The organism is Flavisolibacter ginsengiterrae DSM 18136 (assembly GCF_059568575.1).
This window is the reverse complement of record NZ_JCANTR010000004.1, coordinates 42,297-60,674: the sequence shown is the minus strand read 5'-3', so window position 1 is coordinate 60,674 and position 18,378 is coordinate 42,297. Positions and strand designations below refer to the sequence as shown.

The 18,378-nt window shown below is 42.6% G+C and carries 18 protein-coding genes and 1 pseudogene; all 19 read left to right on the top strand.

What is annotated here, in order from left to right; translation table 11 throughout:
* Positions 1–39 precede the first annotated feature (39 nt).
* Positions 40–537, top strand: a complete 498-nt coding sequence (locus tag BP74_RS05740; RefSeq protein WP_496371972.1) for an NADH-quinone oxidoreductase subunit NuoE family protein — start codon at positions 40–42, stop codon at positions 535–537.
* Positions 538–610: 73 nt separating this feature from the next.
* Complete coding sequence (gene nuoF, locus BP74_RS05735; protein ID WP_496371970.1) at positions 611–1,963, top strand: NADH-quinone oxidoreductase subunit NuoF; 1,353 nt, start codon at positions 611–613, stop codon at positions 1,961–1,963.
* 68 nt (positions 1,964–2,031) lie between these two features.
* Positions 2,032–2,421 carry a four helix bundle protein gene (locus BP74_RS05730; protein ID WP_496371968.1) on the top strand — a complete coding sequence of 130 codons (390 nt, stop codon included), beginning with the start codon at positions 2,032–2,034 and terminating at the stop codon, positions 2,419–2,421.
* A gap of 40 nt (positions 2,422–2,461) precedes the next feature.
* Positions 2,462–3,628: an NADH-quinone oxidoreductase subunit G gene (locus BP74_RS05725; protein WP_496371966.1), complete on the top strand. Its 1,167-nt coding sequence runs from the start codon at positions 2,462–2,464 to the stop codon at positions 3,626–3,628.
* A gap of 101 nt (positions 3,629–3,729) precedes the next feature.
* Positions 3,730–4,776, top strand: a complete 1,047-nt coding sequence (gene nuoH, locus BP74_RS05720) for an NADH-quinone oxidoreductase subunit NuoH (RefSeq protein WP_496371964.1) — start codon at positions 3,730–3,732, stop codon at positions 4,774–4,776.
* A 68-nt stretch (positions 4,777–4,844) separates the two neighbouring features.
* The gene (gene nuoI, locus BP74_RS05715) at positions 4,845–5,393 is read left to right on the top strand and encodes an NADH-quinone oxidoreductase subunit NuoI (RefSeq protein ID WP_496371962.1); all 549 of its coding nucleotides are present in this window, start codon (positions 4,845–4,847) and stop codon (positions 5,391–5,393) included.
* A 14-nt stretch (positions 5,394–5,407) separates the two neighbouring features.
* Positions 5,408–5,962, top strand: a complete 555-nt coding sequence (locus tag BP74_RS05710; protein WP_496371960.1) for an NADH-quinone oxidoreductase subunit J family protein — start codon at positions 5,408–5,410, stop codon at positions 5,960–5,962.
* A gap of 65 nt (positions 5,963–6,027) precedes the next feature.
* The gene (gene nuoK / locus BP74_RS05705) at positions 6,028–6,357 is read left to right on the top strand and encodes an NADH-quinone oxidoreductase subunit NuoK (protein WP_496371958.1); all 330 of its coding nucleotides are present in this window, start codon (positions 6,028–6,030) and stop codon (positions 6,355–6,357) included.
* A gap of 66 nt (positions 6,358–6,423) precedes the next feature.
* A complete protein-coding gene (nuoL, locus tag BP74_RS05700) occupies positions 6,424–7,782 on the top strand; it encodes an NADH-quinone oxidoreductase subunit L (protein WP_496371956.1) in 1,359 nt (452 codons plus the stop codon).
* Positions 7,779–8,297 (top strand): hypothetical protein, encoded by a 519-nt coding sequence (locus BP74_RS05695; protein ID WP_496371954.1) that lies wholly within the window; start codon positions 7,779–7,781, stop codon positions 8,295–8,297. Before nuoL ends, BP74_RS05695 begins: the two co-directional genes overlap by 4 nt.
* A 48-nt stretch (positions 8,298–8,345) precedes the next feature.
* On the top strand, positions 8,346–9,821 hold the full coding sequence (locus BP74_RS05690; RefSeq protein ID WP_496371952.1) for a complex I subunit 4 family protein: 1,476 nt from the start codon (positions 8,346–8,348) through the stop codon (positions 9,819–9,821).
* Position 9,822: 1 nt separating this feature from the next.
* A complete protein-coding gene (locus tag BP74_RS05685; RefSeq protein WP_496371950.1) occupies positions 9,823–11,187 on the top strand; it encodes an NADH-quinone oxidoreductase subunit N in 1,365 nt (454 codons plus the stop codon).
* 59 nt (positions 11,188–11,246) lie between these two features.
* Positions 11,247–12,518, top strand: coding sequence for an ABC transporter permease (locus BP74_RS05680; protein WP_496371948.1), 1,272 nt, complete (start codon positions 11,247–11,249; stop codon positions 12,516–12,518).
* A gap of 197 nt (positions 12,519–12,715) precedes the next feature.
* Positions 12,716–13,573, top strand: coding sequence for a MotA/TolQ/ExbB proton channel family protein (locus BP74_RS05675; protein ID WP_072835501.1), 858 nt, complete (start codon positions 12,716–12,718; stop codon positions 13,571–13,573).
* A 62-nt stretch (positions 13,574–13,635) separates the two neighbouring features.
* Positions 13,636–14,298 carry an ExbD/TolR family protein gene (locus BP74_RS05670; protein ID WP_496371945.1) on the top strand — a complete coding sequence of 221 codons (663 nt, stop codon included), beginning with the start codon at positions 13,636–13,638 and terminating at the stop codon, positions 14,296–14,298.
* A 24-nt stretch (positions 14,299–14,322) separates the two neighbouring features.
* Positions 14,323–14,943 (top strand): ExbD/TolR family protein, encoded by a 621-nt coding sequence (locus tag BP74_RS05665; protein ID WP_496371943.1) that lies wholly within the window; start codon positions 14,323–14,325, stop codon positions 14,941–14,943.
* 66 nt (positions 14,944–15,009) lie between these two features.
* On the top strand, positions 15,010–15,837 hold the full coding sequence (locus BP74_RS05660) for an energy transducer TonB (RefSeq protein WP_496371941.1): 828 nt from the start codon (positions 15,010–15,012) through the stop codon (positions 15,835–15,837).
* A 78-nt stretch (positions 15,838–15,915) separates the two neighbouring features.
* On the top strand, positions 15,916–17,301 hold the full coding sequence (gene mnmE / locus BP74_RS05655) for a tRNA uridine-5-carboxymethylaminomethyl(34) synthesis GTPase MnmE (RefSeq protein ID WP_496371939.1): 1,386 nt from the start codon (positions 15,916–15,918) through the stop codon (positions 17,299–17,301).
* Between the two features lie 105 nt (positions 17,302–17,406).
* A pseudogene (locus BP74_RS05650) lies at positions 17,407–18,321 on the top strand (VapE domain-containing protein); the annotation flags it as partial.
* Positions 18,322–18,378 lie beyond the last annotated feature (57 nt).

The following is an 18,378-nucleotide window of genomic DNA, read 5'->3' as shown; positions in this document are numbered from 1 at the left end:
TGAACCTGTTTTGCATTACCATTATATTTTGCATTCGAAATGAAATTTTCAGAAGAAAAATTAAAAAAGGTACAGGAGATCATTGAACGTTACCCTGAAGGGAAACAAAAAAGTGCTCTGTTACCTTTATTGCACCTGGCCCAGGAGGAAAATGGGGGTTGGTTAAGCGTGGAAGCCATGGATCTTGTGGCAGGATTACTACAGTTGAAGCCTATTGAAGTTTACGAGGTGGCTACTTTTTACAGCATGTATAATTTAAAGCCTGTAGGCAAATATCTATTTGAAGTTTGCCAGACAGGGCCATGTATGTTGAAAGGCAGTGACGAAATCATTGGTTATATTAAGGAAAAATTGGGTATTGGTGTTGGAGAAACTACCAGCGACGGGATGTTCACTTTAAAAACAGTGGAGTGCCTGGGCGCCTGTGGTTATGCGCCTATGATGCAAATGGGAAAGTATTATAAGGAACACCTGACGCGTGAAAAAGTGGACCAGATCATTGATGAATGCAGGAGAACAGCAGCTCAGAATAATTAAAAAATAAAAATTAATAAGTAAGGGGTCGGGATGTTGACTTTTAATTTTGACCTTTCACTTTTGACTTTATAAGATGGGCCGAAAATTATTATTAGATAAAGCACATATAGAAGGCATCCGCTACTACGATGTTTATCGCCAGAACGGTGGCTATGCCGCCGTGGAAAAAGCCTTTAAAATGGCTCCGGCGGATATTGTGGAAGAAGTAAAGAAAAGTGGCTTAAGAGGTCGTGGAGGTGCGGGCTTTCCTACAGGAATGAAGTGGAGTTTCCTTGCCAAGCCAGAAGGAGTTGCCAGGTACCTGGTATGCAATGCTGATGAATCAGAACCAGGCACTTTTAAGGACCGTTACCTGATGGAGTTCATTCCTCATTTACTTATAGAAGGTTTGATCATTTCATCTTTTGCCTTAGGATCCAACAGAACATATATCTATATACGCGGTGAATATGCCTGGATAGTGGATATCCTGGAACAGGCGATCGCTGAAGCCACACAGGCAGGTTTTCTTGGAAAAAATATTTTAGGCACTGGCTTCGATTGCCAGATCTATGTGCAGCGTGGTGCAGGTGCTTACATCTGCGGTGAAGAAACTGCTTTGCTAGAAAGTCTTGAAGGGAAAAGAGGGAATCCTCGTATCAAACCGCCATTCCCTGCTGTAAAAGGATTATACGATTGTCCTACCGTGGTGAACAATGTAGAAACACTGGCCGCTATAGTACCTATTTTAAATATTGGCGGTGAGGAATATGCGAAGATCGGGGTGGGAAGATCTACAGGAACGAAATTGATCTCAGCTTGCGGCAACATTAATAAGCCAGGTATTTACGAAATAGATATGACCATTTCCGTGGAGGAATTCATTTATAGCGATGAATTTTGCGGGGGCATACCTAATGGCAGGAAATTAAAGGCCTGTATCCCGGGTGGTAGCTCCGTTCCTATTCTGCCAGCCAACCTGTTGCTGAAAACAGCGAAGGGGGAGAAAAGGATGATGAATTACGAGAGCCTGGCAGATGGAGGTTTTGCTACCGGTTCTATGATGGGCTCCGGAGGGTTTATTGTACTGGATGAAGATCAATGCGTGGTTCGGCATACGCTGACACTGGCGCGTTTCTATCGTCATGAAAGTTGCGGACAATGTTCACCATGCAGGGAAGGGACAGGCTGGATGGAAAAGATCCTGCACAATATTGAATACGGAAAAGGAAAGATGAGTGATATTGACCTGCTTTGGGATATTCAAAGCAAGATAGAAGGTAATACCATTTGTCCACTGGGTGATGCAGCTGCCTGGCCGGTAGCCGCGGCTATCCGCCATTTCCGTGACGAGTTTGAGTGGCATGTGTTGAATCCTGAAGAATCACAAAGAAAGAATTTTGGACTAGCACATTATGCCGATCCGTTGGAAGTATCGGTAGCATAGAAATCAAAAGTCAAAAGTAAAAAGTAAAAAATTGGAAGTTGCTTTAGGAGTTTGACGAAACAGGTAATATGGATATTGAGAATATCATTGAAGAACCCGGTAAACCATATAATATCAGGCATAGGTGCTTTTTCTTTGCCAGGGACGTGATATTCCTGGTAAAAGATGCAAAGTTTGATTATGTATATAATTCATTGTTTAATCAATTAATAAAAAGTGCGAGTTCGATAGGGGCTAACCTTGTAGAAGGCAAAGCAGGCAGTTCCAAAAGAGATTGGAAAAACTTTAATATCATAGCTCTGAAATCCGCAAATGAAACCAAGTATTGGTTGTGTTTGATTAGAGATACAATGGATATTGATAAAGCAAGAATTGAAGGTCTGCTGAAAGAAGCAGATGAAATTTCGAAGATAATAGGAAGTGTCATTGTGAAGACAGGAAAAGTGGGTAAAGAATAAGCATTTTTGACTTTTTAATTTTGACTTTTGACTTAATAAGATGGCTGAAGAAAAGAAATTATTCAAGGTAACTATAGACAACATCACCATTGAGGTAGAGCCGGGCACGAGTATTCTGCAGGCCGCGAGGATGATAGGAGGTGATATTGTTCCACCTACGATGTGCTATTACAGCAAATTGAAAAACACAGGTGGTTATTGCCGTACCTGTATGGTAAAGGTAGCCGCTGGATCCACGGCTGACCCACGTCCCATGCCTAAATTGGTAGCTTCCTGCAGGACCAACGTTATGGATGGTATGGTCGTGGAAAACATTACCAATCCAACCGTATTGGAAGCCAGGAAAGGAGTGGTTGAATTCCTGTTATTGAATCATCCCCTGGACTGCCCGGTTTGCGACCAGGCAGGTGAATGTGATTTGCAGGACCTTAGTTATGCACATGGCACAGAAGGTTCCCGTTATGAATTTCGTAAGAGAACATTTGAGCGTATAGACCTTGGACCATATATCCAGCTGCATATGACACGGTGCATTTTATGCTACCGCTGCGTTCATACAGCCAACCAGGTTGCTGGTCAAAGAGAGCATGGTGTATTGGACAGGGGAGATCATGCACAAATAGCAACCTATATTAAAGAATCCCTGGATAGTGAATTTATAGGTAACGTCATAGATGTTTGTCCAGTAGGTGCCTTGACGGACAGAACTTTCCGGTTCAAGAACAGGGTTTGGTTCACCAAGCCTGTTGAAGCCCACCGGGATTGCCCTACCTGCAAAGGAAAGGTGCGTTTATGGATGCGTGGGGATGATGTGTTGAGAGTAACAGGACGTAAAGATCAATGGGGTGAGGTGGAAGACTGGATCTGTAATGACTGTCGCTTTGAAAAAAAGAAAGTAAGCGATTGGGTTATTGAAGGGCCTACAACAGTGAACAGACATTCAGTGATATCGCAAGGTCACTATACTGGTATCAAAAAGCCAGGAGAAACATTTGAACCTTTGATGCATCGTAAGCCAAAGTTGATGATGGATATTCACAGCGTTAGCAATGTGAATAATGTAGACCTGAATAATATCCCGGGGCCGGCAACAGGCAAGACCTTTAATGGCGACCCCCTTGCTATGGGAAATAATCCTACAGATGTAAAAGAGGGTGTAGGTAGAAATAAAGCAGGAACTGATTCAACCAACCCTGATACTCATTAATGAGAGGACTCTGAAGGTATCAGGTGGAACATTCATATATTGGACTAACATAAAAAGGTAAAGGCGGCGGGAAACTGCTGCAGGAACCGGAAGCGAACAACATGTATTTATTGCAAATTGACTGGTGGATATTTTTCGAAAAGCTGATACTGGTAGCGGTGATCGTTACAACAGCCCTGATCGTTGCCATGTACAGTACTTATGCAGAACGTAAGATCGCGGCCTTTTTACAGGACAGGCGCGGGCCCAACAGGGCTGGTCCCTTTGGATTGCTGCAGCCTGTGGCTGATGGGGTAAAGCTTTTCATGAAAGAGGAGATCATTCCGCTTACTTCTTCCAAATTCCTTTTCGTACTGGGGCCTATGCTGGCCATGATAACTGCCTGTATGACCTCTGCGGTCATACCCTGGGGTTGGACCATTGATGTGGCAGGTCGCCAGGTGCCCTTGCAGATATCAGATATTAATATTGGTATACTTTACATATTTGGTGTTGTAAGCCTTGGTGTATATGGTATCATGATTGGAGGCTGGGCTTCCAACAACAAGTTTTCCTTACTGGCTGCCATTAGGGGTGCATCCCAGATGATCTCATATGAACTGGCAATGGGCTTATCACTTCTTGCGGTGCTGATGGTGGTAGGAGACCTGAGGATGAGTACTATTGTTAACCACCAGATCGCCCACGGATGGAATGTCATTTACCAGCCCTTAGGCTTTTTGATATTCTTTATCTGCGCCCTTGCCGAATGCAACCGTACACCATTTGACCTTCCTGAAGCAGAGAATGAACTGAATTTTGGTTACCACCAGGAGTATTCATCCATGAAGCTCGGATTTTACCTTTTTGCTGAATACATCAACATGTTCATTTCCTCGGTAGTCATGTCTACTTTATTCTTTGGGGGTTATGATATACCTTTTGTCAACGAAGCAGCCTGGGGCAATCATTGGTGGGTGGGCCTTATAGGGTTTGTAGTGTTAATGACAAAGGCAGCTATTTTTATTTTCCTGTTTATGTGGATACGCTGGACCATCCCGCGTTTCCGTTACGATCAATTAATGAATCTTGGCTGGAAAGGATTATTGCCCCTGGCCCTGGTAAATATGCTTATAACTGCAGTAGTAATACTGCTTCTATATAAATAATTGGTTTTAAGATTAGCTGCATCAAAACGGCTAATTTTGCGACCGTTAAAGAAGAATGAGGATCGAAGATGCAAGCATTAACGAACAGAAAGCAACAGGTTGAACGTAAGCCCATGACAATTTGGGAGAAGCTTTACCTGCCTTCCATATTTAAAGGCATGGGTATCACTTTTAGTCACCTGTTCAAGAAAAGGCCTACCATTAATTACCCTGAAGAGCAAAGACCGTTTTCATCGGTCTTCAGGGGACTTCATATTTTAAACAGGGATGAGGAAGGAAGGGAGAAGTGCACAGCCTGCGGGTTATGTGCTCTTGCCTGTCCGGCAGAAGCCATTACTATGGAAGCGGCTGAGCGTCAACCGGGAGAAGAACACCTGTATAAGGAAGAAAAATATGCAGCCAAATACGAGATCAATATGCTGCGTTGCATCTTCTGCGGTCTTTGTGAAGAAGCCTGCCCTAAAGATGCTATTTACCTGTCTCAAACCTTTGCACCTTCCAATTATGGCCGCAAAGGATTCATTTACAGCAAAGATGACCTACTGATACCTGATCCCAATAAAGATCCTGAAGGATATGAAAAAGCGAAGGGAGACATTGGTAAAAACATTAAATAATTGAAGACTGCACAATGGGAATTACTCAAATACTTTTCTGGATACTGGCAATAACTGCAATTTTCAGTGCATTAATGGTAGTTATCAGCAAAAATCCTGTGTATAGTGTTTTGTGGCTGATCGTGACCTTCTTTACTATATCAGGACATTATATCTTATTAAATGCCCAGTTCCTGGCTGTGGTCAATATTATTGTTTATGCCGGCGCCATTATGGTGCTGTTTCTTTTCGTGATCATGTTGATGAACCTGAATAAAGAGACAGAACCTCAAAAAAGCAAGTGGTTGAAGCTGGCAGGTGCGGTGGCTGGTGGCTGTTTGTTACTGGTACTGGTGGCAGGGCTACGTAATACTGAAAAACAAATGACAGAGCTGGTGACCGGTGATATCGGTTTGATCCAGAACCTGGGCAAAGTGTTGTTCCGGGATTATGTAGTTCCATTCGAGATCAGTTCCATCCTTTTTCTGAGTGCAATGGTGGGTGCGGTTATACTGGGTAAGAAAGAACCGAGAAGCCCTATTGAAAAAGAAACCAGGAAGGTGGAAGAGATCGAACTCGAAATGAAGTGATCGTGATATGTACGATTTGAATGTATTGCATTCAATGACACAACTTCGGATATTCAAATTATATTATGCCTATTAACTATTATATTTTTCTTTCTATCGCCTTGTTTGTGATAGGTATCATCGGGGTGCTGACACGCCGCAATGCCATCATCATATTTATGTGCATAGAGTTGATGTTGAATGCAGTGAATTTATTGCTGGTTGCTTTTTCCAAAATGCACTACATGGCTAATGTGGCCAGGGTAGCCAATGCAGGAAGTGATGGCCAGTTGTTCGTGTTTTTTATCATGGTAGTAGCGGCGGCTGAAGTGGCGGTGGGTTTATCCATCATTGTTATGTTGTTCCGCAACACCCATTCAGTGGATGTGAACTTTTTGAACAGGTTAAAACATTAATAAAGCTTTTTTTATTCCTGCTGCCAATAACTGCCTGCAGGTAATAAAGGAACTTGTAGATTAAATATGAAGAATTTAATATTCTGGATTCCTCTTCTGCCATTTATTGGGTTTTTGATCAATGGATTGGGAAGAAAATATTTGTCCAAAGGAATTGTTAGCATCATAGGCTGCGGAACTGTACTTGGTTCTTTTATAATATCACTTTTGGTTTTCTTCAATAAAGTGTATTCCGCAACACCACTTCAATATTTTGATTTTTTCACTGTTGGCACCCTAAAAGTTCCTTTTGCATTCCAGGTTGACCAGCTTTCTACATTATTTCTTCTCATCATCACAGGCGTAGGCTTTTTGATCCATGTGTATTCAACAGCCTATATGCACGAGGAAAAAAGAGAACATTTTGGCCGATACTTTTCTTTTTTAAACCTGTTTGTATTTTCCATGTTGCTGCTGGTACTCGGGGCAAACTATGTGATCATGTTCATTGGATGGGAAGGTGTGGGTTTATGTTCTTACCTGCTCATCGGATATTGGTTCAAAAACATTGATTTTACAAAGGCTGCAAAAAAAGCTTTTGTGATGAACCGTATTGGAGACCTTGGATTCCTGCTGGCACTCTTCTGGATCATTTCTAAGATAGGCTCTGTAAACTATTCAGATGTATTTGCCAATGTGAGCAAGCTATCAACTACAGACCTTATCGGCATCACCTTATTATTATTTGTAGGCGCAACTGGTAAAAGCGCCCAGATACCATTATATACCTGGTTGCCCGATGCCATGGCAGGTCCAACACCTGTATCAGCCCTGATCCATGCGGCTACGATGGTTACTGCAGGCATTTACATGATCGCCAGGAGCAATGTGTTGTATATAGCAGCTCCTGCTACCAATACGGTAATTGCCATCATTGGTGCGGCTACGGCTTTACTGGCAGCCACCATTGCCATCAGGCAAAATGATATTAAAAAAGTACTGGCTTATTCTACAGTAAGCCAGTTAGGCTATATGTTTCTTGCCCTTGGAACGGGCTCGTATGTAGCTGCTGTTTTCCATGTAATGACCCATGCTTTCTTCAAGGCTCTTTTATTCCTTGGCTCAGGCTCCGTTATTCATGCTGTAAGCGGCCAGCAGGACATTCGTTTTATGGGAGGCCTGCGCTCTAAATTGCCCATCACTTATATCACATTTTTAATTGGTTGCCTGGCCATTGCCGGTATACCACCTTTATCAGGTTTCTTTTCAAAAGATGCCATCCTTTTGGGAGCATTTGAACACGATAAATTCCTCTATGTAATAGGAGTACTGACAGCTGCGCTGACTGCCTTTTATATGTTCCGGTATTGTTCGTCACTTTCGGCGGCAGTTTCAGGGGCTCTGAAGAACAAAGACATCATATTCATGAAAGCCCGGCGGCCATGACCATTCCTTTGATCGTGCTGGCTGTATTAGCCATTATCGGGGGATTTGTTGGTGTACCTGAAGTTTTTATGCATGGAGGAGAAAAACTGGCAGAATATCTCTCACCGGTCATTCACCCAGTTGCGGAACACACTGTTAGTCACTCCACTGAAATGTTGCTGATGGGATTAACTACGGTAATTGCCATTGTCGCCATAGTCATTGCATGGATGCGTTACAGAACTTACAGGGAAGAACAACCTTCCTCATTTGGGAAAGTGTTGGAAAATAAATGGTATGTCGACGAATTGTATAATAGCGTCGTGGTGCGTCCGGTAAACAAGCTGGGTGTGTTTGCCAATAAATATTTTGAAAAGAGTGGCATCGATGCATTGGTAAATGGGGTAGGGCGGATGGTGAACTATGGTGGCAGGCAGATGCGCTGGTTGCAAAGCGGGCAGGTAGGAAGCTATATACTCTTGATGGTTATCAGCATGCTGATGTTCTTTGTATTGCAGTTCTTCCTGAGAAAATAATATTAATGAAGAATGCCCGATGCATTCTGAAATATATTCTGAATTGATATGATCGTTTTATTACTGTTCTTAGTTCCACTGATCGGCGGTTTCCTGTCTTTCTTTTTAAAGAATGATAAGACAGTTCGCACCTGGGCGCTGCTTACATCGGTTATCACTTTATTGATATCTATTGCAGGAAATACTATTGCCAAAACTCCGGGTCAGCTGCATTTCAGTTATTCCTGGCTGGGAAGCCTGGGAAGTTCTTTTTCCTTGCAACTGGATGGACTGTCACAGATACTTTGCCTGCTCACAGCTGTTTCTTACCCGCTTATCCTGGTATCTATCTGGAGATCGCAGTATAAAAAATCCAATAACTTTTTTGCCTTAATGCTATTAACGCAGGCAGGCCTGATGGGTGTGTTCCTTGCCACGGATGCTTTGCTCTTTTACTTTTTCTGGGAGCTTGCGCTGGTGCCCATGTATTTCCTTTGCTCAGGCTGGGGTGGAGAAAAAAGAATCCCTGTAACATTCAAGTTCTTTATTTATACGTTCACGGCTTCAGTGTTGATGCTGACCGGTTTGTTATACCTGTATTTTCAAACTCCTGACAGGTCATTCTCCCTGCATTCCTTCTATGCTTTAAAGTTGTCTGATGATACACAGAGCTGGGTGTTCTGGTTATTGTTCCTGGCCTTTGCCGTAAAAATGCCTGTTTTCCCTTTTCATACCTGGCAGCCTGATACCTATGAACAATCGCCAACCGCGGCTACTATGGTGCTAAGTGGTATCATGGTTAAGATGGGTGTATATGGTGTTATCCGCTGGGTATTGCCGGTAGTTCCTGTTGCGGCCTATTCATGGGGCGATGTTGTCATGAGTCTTTCTGTTATCGGGATCATATATGCATCAGTTATTGCCATTCAACAGGATGACTTCAAGCGAATGATAGCCTATTCTTCCATTGCGCATATTGGATTAATGTCTGCCACCCTCTTTGCAGAAACAAAAGCTGGCTACCAGGGTGTGATGATGCAGATGTTCAACCATGGCATTAATATTCTTGGTCTCTGGATAATTGTAGAATTGATAGAGCGCCAGTTTGGTACACGTAAACTCTCCCAGTTGGGAGGAATAGCTCAAAAAGCTCCGGCATTGGCTACCTTATTTGTAATTCTTGCATTTGCCAATATTTCACTGCCACTCACCAATGCATTCGTAGGGGAATTTATGATGTTCAGTGGCATCTGGAGTTCCGCGGTTACCCATTACAATATACTGTTCACAGTTCTTGCGGCACTTAGCATCATCCTGGCTGCGGTGTATACATTAACAGCTGTACAGAAGGTTCTTTATGGTCCCTCCAGCAGCATAACTGAAGCAACCCGGGATATCTATGGTAATGAGAAAATGGTGTTGTGGATCATAGTTATAGTTGTTGTAGTATTTGGAGTTTATCCGCAGCCCTTATTGAATGTAACGGATGGTTTTGTGGACCTGTTGTTGAATAAAATAAATGTTGCTCACCTGTTTGTAAAATAATATGAACGCATTAATCTTTTCGGCTGTCAGTGGTGTAATTATGATGTTCAGCTCTTTTTTGCTGAACAATAAGAATAATGTCAGGATTCTGGCACATGTGTTACTGCTGGCCACCATTATAGCTAACATCCTCGAATTAAGAGGCATTACATTTTTTCATATTGATACCAGGGGCATGCTTGAATTTGACCGCTTTGCGCTCTTATTTACGCTGGTAGCCAATCTATGCACTTTTGCCTTTTTCTTATTGTCTTCGCGTGACCTGGAAAAGGTAGGCAACCATTTCAGCGATTATTTTTCCTTGATCTTCTTCATATTAGCCGGGATAGTGGTAGCTTCTTCTTTCAAATCGCTATTGATGCTATTCCTTGGCATTGAGATCTTTTCTATACCATTATACATTCTTACGGGTAGCGATAAGCGCAACCTGAAGAGCAATGAAGCTTCCCTGAAGTATTTCCTCATGGGTTCTTTCTCCACAGGGCTGATGCTGATGGGTATAGCATTGATATATGGTGCTACGGGCACATTTCAAACGGGTATAACTGTTGCCGAAAAGGTTCCTGTATTACTCATCACTGGTATGATGCTGCTTCTATTCTCGATGTCTTTTAAGGTATCCGCAGCGCCCTTCCATTTCTGGACACCTGATGTGTACGATGGTGCACCTACGGTGATCACCTCTTTTATGGCTACGGTGGTTAAGGCTGCAGGTTTTATAGCCTTTATGAGATTGTTCTCGGAGGAATTTGGAAGCATACGTCCCGAATGGAAATTATTAGTGGGTATTGTAGCTGCAGTTACTTTATTTATAGGAAATATTACCGCGGTATTCCAGCAAAGTGTAAAGCGTATGCTGGCTTACTCCAGTATCTCACAGGCAGGCTTTATGATGCTTGCTATTTACTCACTGAACAATGATGCGAAGGAAGGTTTGATACTTTATGCTGCAGCTTATTCCCTGGCCACCATTGGCATATTTGCCGTGTTGGTAAGGATGAAGGATTACACCTTTGAAGGATTCAATGGTTTTGCCAAACAGCAACCATTCCTGGCAGGGATACTTGTAGTGTTTCTTTTATCACTTGCCGGTATTCCATTAACAGCTGGATTCCTTTCTAAGTTTTACATGCTCAAAGCAACCATAGACGGTGGAAGCCTGGCCCTTGCCATATTTGCCGTGTTGATGGCTGCGGTCAGTGTATATTATTATTTCCGGTTGATACAATCCATGTATTTCAAGACCGGCAATGCAACCATAACAGGTAGTACCATGGGTTTTAAATATACACTTGCTGCCCTTGCAGGCATAACTATCCTGCTTGGAATATTTCCTAACCTGCTGACTTACTGGTTATATTTTTAGTCCCGGAAAAAATTAACGGCGTTGTATAATGGGTTTACTAATTTAGTAGACCCATTTGCATGAATAACACAGATGTTTTAAGGCTCTCCTTTCGCACCGTTCGCAGCAATAAACTAAGAACAGGGATCACTATCGCCATCATCGCTTTAGGCATTATGGCGCTGATTGGCATTATAACGGCCATACAGGCCATGAACCAGAAGCTAACTGAGAGTTTTTCCACTATGGGAGCCAATGGGTTTAGCATTCGATTTAAAGAGCGTAATATTCATTTTGGAGGCAATGGTCCTACAATGAAGCTGACAAGAAAAGGTCAGCGTAAAGAAAAGACTTCCAATCTCGATAAGCCCATCACTGAAGACCAGGCAGAACATTTTGTTGATTATTATACTTTCCCCAGCCAGGTAAGTATTTCCGCTATGGCCGGGAATAACTATACGGTCTCCTATGCCTCTAAGAAAACTACGCCCAATGTATTTCTTTTTGGGGCCGATGAAAATTACCTGGACCTGAATGGATTTACGCTGGATGCAGGACGCAACTTCAGCAACCAGGATGTTACCTCGGGCGCTAATGTTTGTTTGTTGGGATATGATGTAGCTGTAGCATTGTTCCGTCAAAGTATTTCTTTGGCAGTTAATAAGATCGTCCGTATCAATGACATGCCATACCGGGTATTGGGTGTGTTGGGTAGCCGCGGATCATCTTTTGGATTCAGCAGGGATAAGATCGTTATTGTGGGCTATAAAAATCTGAAACGCTATTTTGGCGCCGACAGGTATGTAATAGGTGTTATGACCCCGGATGTGAAACAGGTGGAAACTGCCATGGGCCAGGCAGAAGGTTTGTTCAGATCTATCAGGAAGTTGAACACCACGGAAGAAAGCAATTTTGTTTTGGAAAGAAGTAATAGCATAGCTGAGAAAGCCATCAGTGTTTTAGGCTACCTTACAGCAGCGGTTATTGTGATTGGCTTCATTACACTTATAGGTTCCGCCATTGGACTGATGAATATCATGCTGGTGTCGGTAGCTGAACGTACCAAGGAAGTGGGGCTGATCAAGGCCATTGGAGGAAAGAGCAAAGCGGTCCGGCAACAGTTTTTATTGGAATCAATTATAATAAGTGTGCTGGGAGCTTTATTTGGCATCATACTGGGAATATTAGTGGGCAATTTATTTTCAATGGTGCTGAATACTGGTTTTGTAGTTCCCTGGAAATGGGTACTTTACGGAGTAGTAATTTGTACAATAGTTGGGTTGCTTGCAGGATTATACCCTGCATTAAAAGCTGGAAAGCTCAACCCGATAGATGCTTTACGCTATGAATAAATAACATAAATTGGACAGTGTTCTTTATTTCTATTATTGAAACACATAACTTGCTACCTTTAAAAATTACGGACTCACTATAAAAACTGTTTGAAAAAAATGCAACTACGTAATTATTTATTGCATTTTTTCAGTAGAATTGTGACCTTGAATTTTAATACTGAAATTTTTTAAATTAAAAACTAAAAATTACGATCATGGCAGAGACAAGACCGACTGCAAGTGCAACATCAGTTAAGGCTACATCAGTACAACCTAAAAGAAGCGGTAATGCTATTTCATGGCTTGCACCCATTATTTGTGTTATAGCCGGTTATTGTATTTGGAGATTTTTAATGGGAGATCCAAACGGCTTTAATCAGCCAGGTCAGGGAGCTTTTTGGCCAGAGCACAAAGGACCAAAAGACGCCTTCCACAGGATCTATGAAGGTGGTATCATCGTTCCATTATTGATCGGTATGTTATTGATGGTTATTACTTTCTCTATCGAGCGTTTCTTAACGATCAGCAAGGCTTTAGGTAAAGGTTCTATTGCTGATTTCATCAGGAAAGTACAATATCATTTAGCTAACCGTAATGTAGATGCGGCTCTTGCAGAGTGCGACAAACAACGCGGATCTGTTGCCAACGTTATGAAGGCTGGTTTGCGTCGTTACAAAGAAATGATCAATGTTACAGAATTAGATACAGAACAAAAAGTGATCGCGATTCAAAAAGAAGTAGAAGAAGCAACTGCACTGGAATTGCCAATGCTGCAAAAAAATCTGGTGTTCCTTTCTACCATTACTTCCGTTGGTACCCTTATCGCCCTTTTAGGTACGGTAATCGGTATGATCCGTTCATTCTCCGCGCTTGGTGAAGAAGGTGGTGGTAATGCAGGTGCACTGGCAGTTGGTATCTCTGAGGCCTTGTATAATACAGCCCTTGGTATCGGTACTTCCGCTCTTGCCTTGATCATGTATAACGTGTTCACTACCAAGATCGATAGCATCACATATGGTATTGACGAGTCTGGTTTCACATTAACACAGTCTTTTGCTTCTTTATACAAATAAGGGCAACAGGGTTTATGGAATTTTGAAACAATTGAATCTCAATACAAAACTTTTTATTAAACATGCCAAGTGTTAAAATACCCAGGAAAAGCACAGCGACGGACATGACTCCCTTTGTGGATGTGGCATTCCTGATCCTGTCTTTCTTTATGTTGGCTACCAAATTCAAACCACCAGAACCAGTAGAGATCACTACGCCCAGGTCTGTTTCTTCAGATAAATTGAAAGAGCAGGATGCGCTTTTGATAGAGATGGATAAAAATGGCCGTGTGTACTTTACTGTTAATGTTCAGAAGAGCTCTGATGAAGGTTTGAAAAAGAACGTTATTGCAAACGTGAATAAAAGCCGCAACTTAGGTCTTACTGAATCTGAAATGAACAGCTTTGCTAAAAATACTACGGTGGGTGTTCCATTTAGTGGTTTAAAGTCTCTTCTGGCAATGTCCAATGAAGACCGCCTGAAAGTGAAGCAGCCAGGTATCCCTGTTACAGATACATTGAATAATGAACTGACAACTTGGATCGCCAACGCGGTTACCGTTTTCCAGGGTCATAAGTTGAACTATATGATCAAAGGTGATAACGCTGCCAAGTATCCTTCTTTCAAAGGTGTCATTGATGCATTGAGAAAGAATGAGATCAATAAGTACCAGCTGATCACAGATCCTGAAGGAGTACCACCAGGAACTGATCTGTACCAAATACAGGAAGCTAAAAGGAAATAATATTCACAATTTAAAAGATTAACTATGGCAGATATAGATGTAGCCGGTGGAGATAGTGGCCATAAAAAAGGCCCGGGGGTCAAAAAAGCCAAGAAGCTATCCACTCGCGTAGACATGACTCCAATGGTTGACCTGGGGTTCCTGCTCATTACGTTCTTCATTTTCACCACAACGATGAGTACGCCCACCACTATGGGACTGATCATGCCAAAGGATGAAAAAAATCCTAAGGATCTTACCGAAGTAAAAGAGTCGGGAGCACTGACTATTTTATTAGGAAAGAATGACCTGGTGTATTATTACATGGGTCAGATCAAGCCTGATGGTTCAAATTTCAAGTCCACAACGTTCAAGGAAGTGCGTAAGATCATACAGGATAAGAAAAAGGAAGTGATCGCTAATTATTATCCAAGTCCGCTGGATGAGAATATAAAGAACAGGGCCAGGGAAGCAGGTGATCCCAACTGGCAGAATGCCGCCAAGGATAAAGACTTTGTAGTAGTGATCAAGCCAAATGAAGATGCTACCTACAAAAACACGGTTGATATCCTGGACGAAATGACCATTAATGATGTAAAACGTTTTGCTATTGTTGACATATCAGAAGATGAGAACAAGCTTATCCATGCTACTGAACCTAAGTAGGGCGGATAATCAGCTCAATTTTTGTGGAAAATAAAGCAGGATCGCATCTAAATACAAACAATACTAATGGAAGCAAATAAAATATTAAGTGCCGATATACTGGACCTGGTGTTTGAAGGCCGCAATAAGGATTATGGCGCCTATGAGCTCAGGAAAAAGTATAACAAGCGGATAGTTACAGCCCTGGGTATTACTGCGGCTGTATTGATCCTCGCTATAGGGGCCTCCTTTTTATCAAAGGCCCTGGGTCCAAAAGACAGCGGCAAGGTAGAGGTAAGGGATGTTGTTATGGCTGAGATCAAACAGGAAGAAGAAAAGCCACCACCCCCGCCACCGCCACCGCCAAAAACACCACCCCCACCAAAAGTGGAGATGGCCAAGTTTACTCCTCCCGTTATTAAAAAAGACGAAGAGGTAAAACAGGAAGAGATACCGCCGGTAAAGGAAATGGAGGATAAAAAGATCGACGTTATCAACCAGGAAGGTGTAAAGGATGAAGGTATTGCCGCACCTCCTGTGGTGGATGAAGGTAAAGCTGTAGTTGCCGCACCTAAGGTGGAAGATGAGAACAAGGTATTTGAAAAAGTGGAGATCGAAGCCAGTGTGGATGTAAAGCAATGGAGAAGACACCTGGAAAGCCAGTTGCAGCGTTATATTGAAGATGCTGCCTCACAGGGTATGAACCCAGGCAATTATACCGTACAGGTTCGTTTCCTTGTAGAGAAAGATGGTAGCATCACCGATGTTAAAGCCCTTAATGATCCGGGTTACGGATTGGGTAAAGGTGCCGAAGACGTGGTGAAAAGAGGTCCAAGATGGTCTCCAGGTGAGCAGAACGGAAGAAAAGTACGTTCCTATCACACGCAGCCTATCACCTTCGTAGTTTCCGAGTAAAAATTTCAGTAATAAAATTTGCAGATCCCTTTACCACTGGTAAAGGGATTTTTGTTTTGATCCCCCTTACTTTTGATTATGAGTTTAAAACTTTCGGGTTGGAATGATACTATCGTAGCGTTGGCAACGCCACCGGGTATTGGTGCCATTGGTGTCATCCGTTTGAGTGGAGAAAGATCTATAGCCATTATCAATGCACTATTCCCATCCAAAGACCTTGATAAGCAGGCCAGCCATACCATTCATGTAGGATACCTGAAAAATGGTGACAAGATCCTGGATGAGGTGGTAGTGTCACTTTATAAAGGACCCAGATCGTATACAGGGGAAGATATTGTAGAGATCAGCTGTCATGGTTCTCCATACATTCACCAGCAGGTGATCGATGCCTGTATGGAGCAGGGCGCACGTTTGGCAAAGCCGGGTGAATTTACACAGAGGGCTTTTTTAAATGGAAAGCTAGATCTTACCCAGGCCGAAGCCGTGGCTGACCTGATTGCCAGCAATACACAGGCATCTCATAAAACAGCCCTTAATAACATCAGGGGAGGCTTTTCCCAGGCCTTAAAGGATTTGCGGGAGCAACTCATTCAGTTTTCAGCACTTATCGAATTAGAGCTTGATTTTTCCCAGGAAGATGTAGAATTTGTTGACAGGTCTAAATTGCTGGAACTGGTAAGCAATGCAAAAGAACATACCGGCAGGTTGATGCAGTCCTTTCAATTGGGCAACGTCATAAAGAATGGTGTCAGCGTAGCTATTATAGGAAAACCTAATGCAGGTAAATCCACCTTGTTAAATGCTTTGTTGAATGAGGACAGGGCTATCGTTAGCGAGATACCTGGTACCACACGTGATACCATTGAAGAGGTGCTGAATATAGACGGTATACTTTTTCGCCTGATCGATACCGCCGGTATCCGTAATCATTCAGAGGACCTGATAGAAACAGTAGGTATAGAAAAGAGCCTGCAGAAAAGAAAACAGGCCGATGTTGTATTGTACCTGTTTGATGTGAATGAAGAATTGCCGGAAGAACTTTCAGAAACTATAGCGGAATTGAACAGGGAGGAAATCCATTTCCTGTTGGTAGGCAATAAGGTGGACCTGGTTGATGAACCATCTGCACGGGAGAAGTTTACCTACACCAGTGGTGTCATTTTTATTTCTGCAAAAAGTGGATTGCACCTCGAAGTATTAAAAGAAAGAATGGTTGACCTGGTCTTTCAAAAAGATGTCACCAATGAAAGTGTGATTGTTACCAACGCACGCCATTTCCATGCCCTCAATGAAGTGCATGCAGCGTTGAACGATGTTATTGAAGGATTGCACAATAAAATACCCGGAGACTTATTAGCACTTGATATTCGCAGGTGTCTTCAATATCTGGGTGAGATCACAGGTGAGATAACAAATGAAGATCAACTGGATTATATTTTTAGTAAGTTCTGTATTGGAAAGTAACTTACTTTTCTTTTTCTGTCAAATGATTGTCCAGCAACACTTTCAGAAAAATATCTTTCATATTTTGTTGCCAAACCGTAAAATAACCTCCCTGCCTGGGATGGTACCGATTACATTCAGCAATTAGCTGAAACTGTAAAGACCACCGATGATCCATTATGGCTCATGTGCTTCCGTAAATGGATTGTTGCTTTAGCTGCTGGACTGCTGATTGATAAAGTGGTAAACCAAACAGTGATTGTATTTAGTGGCAAACAGGGTGTGGGTAAAACAACATGGATACTGAACCTGGTACCACCACCACTAAGGGAATATTCCTTTTCCGGTACCATTAATCCGGGCAACAAAGACACTTTGATACAGCTTTCAGAATGTATGTTGATCAACCTGGATGAACTGGAGAACCTGAACCGGTCTGAATTGGGTACCATGAAGGAGATCATCACCAAAGCCAGTATTCGTATTCGCCGTCCTTACGGCTACAGCACAGAAACTTTACCACGGAGGGCAACATTTGCAGGTTCCGTTAACAACAAAGAGTTCCTTAGCGATACCACAGGCTCCCGCAGGTTTCTTTGTTTTGAAGTGACAGCTATTGACTACCAGCACAGCATTCCTTTGGACGGGGTCTATGCACAGGCAAAACACCTCTTGGATAATGGCTTTAAGTACTGGTTCGATCAGGCTGAGATTGAAGCCATCAACAAAAACAATGAGCAGTATCGTTCAATGTCCGTGGAAGAAGAACTTTTGCTTACCTGGTTTGAGCCCTGCACTGCTGAAGAAGGTGACCTGTACCTGTCAACTACAGAACTGGCAGCCTGGTTTACAGAGAAAGTGAAGATGAATGTTACCGATGCTACCAAGCAAAAGCTGGGTAAGGCTCTACGGGCACATAAGTTCCAGCGCATCAAAAGGCAGGACCGGTACGTATATGCCTTGAAACAGAAAGATGAAGAACTGATAGGCTACCAAACCCGCTTCAAACAAAAGAATGACATGTTTGAATTTGAAGGGTAAGCAGGGTAACATTTACCTTCCATTTAGTAAAGCCTGGATGCAAATAATGTATTCAGG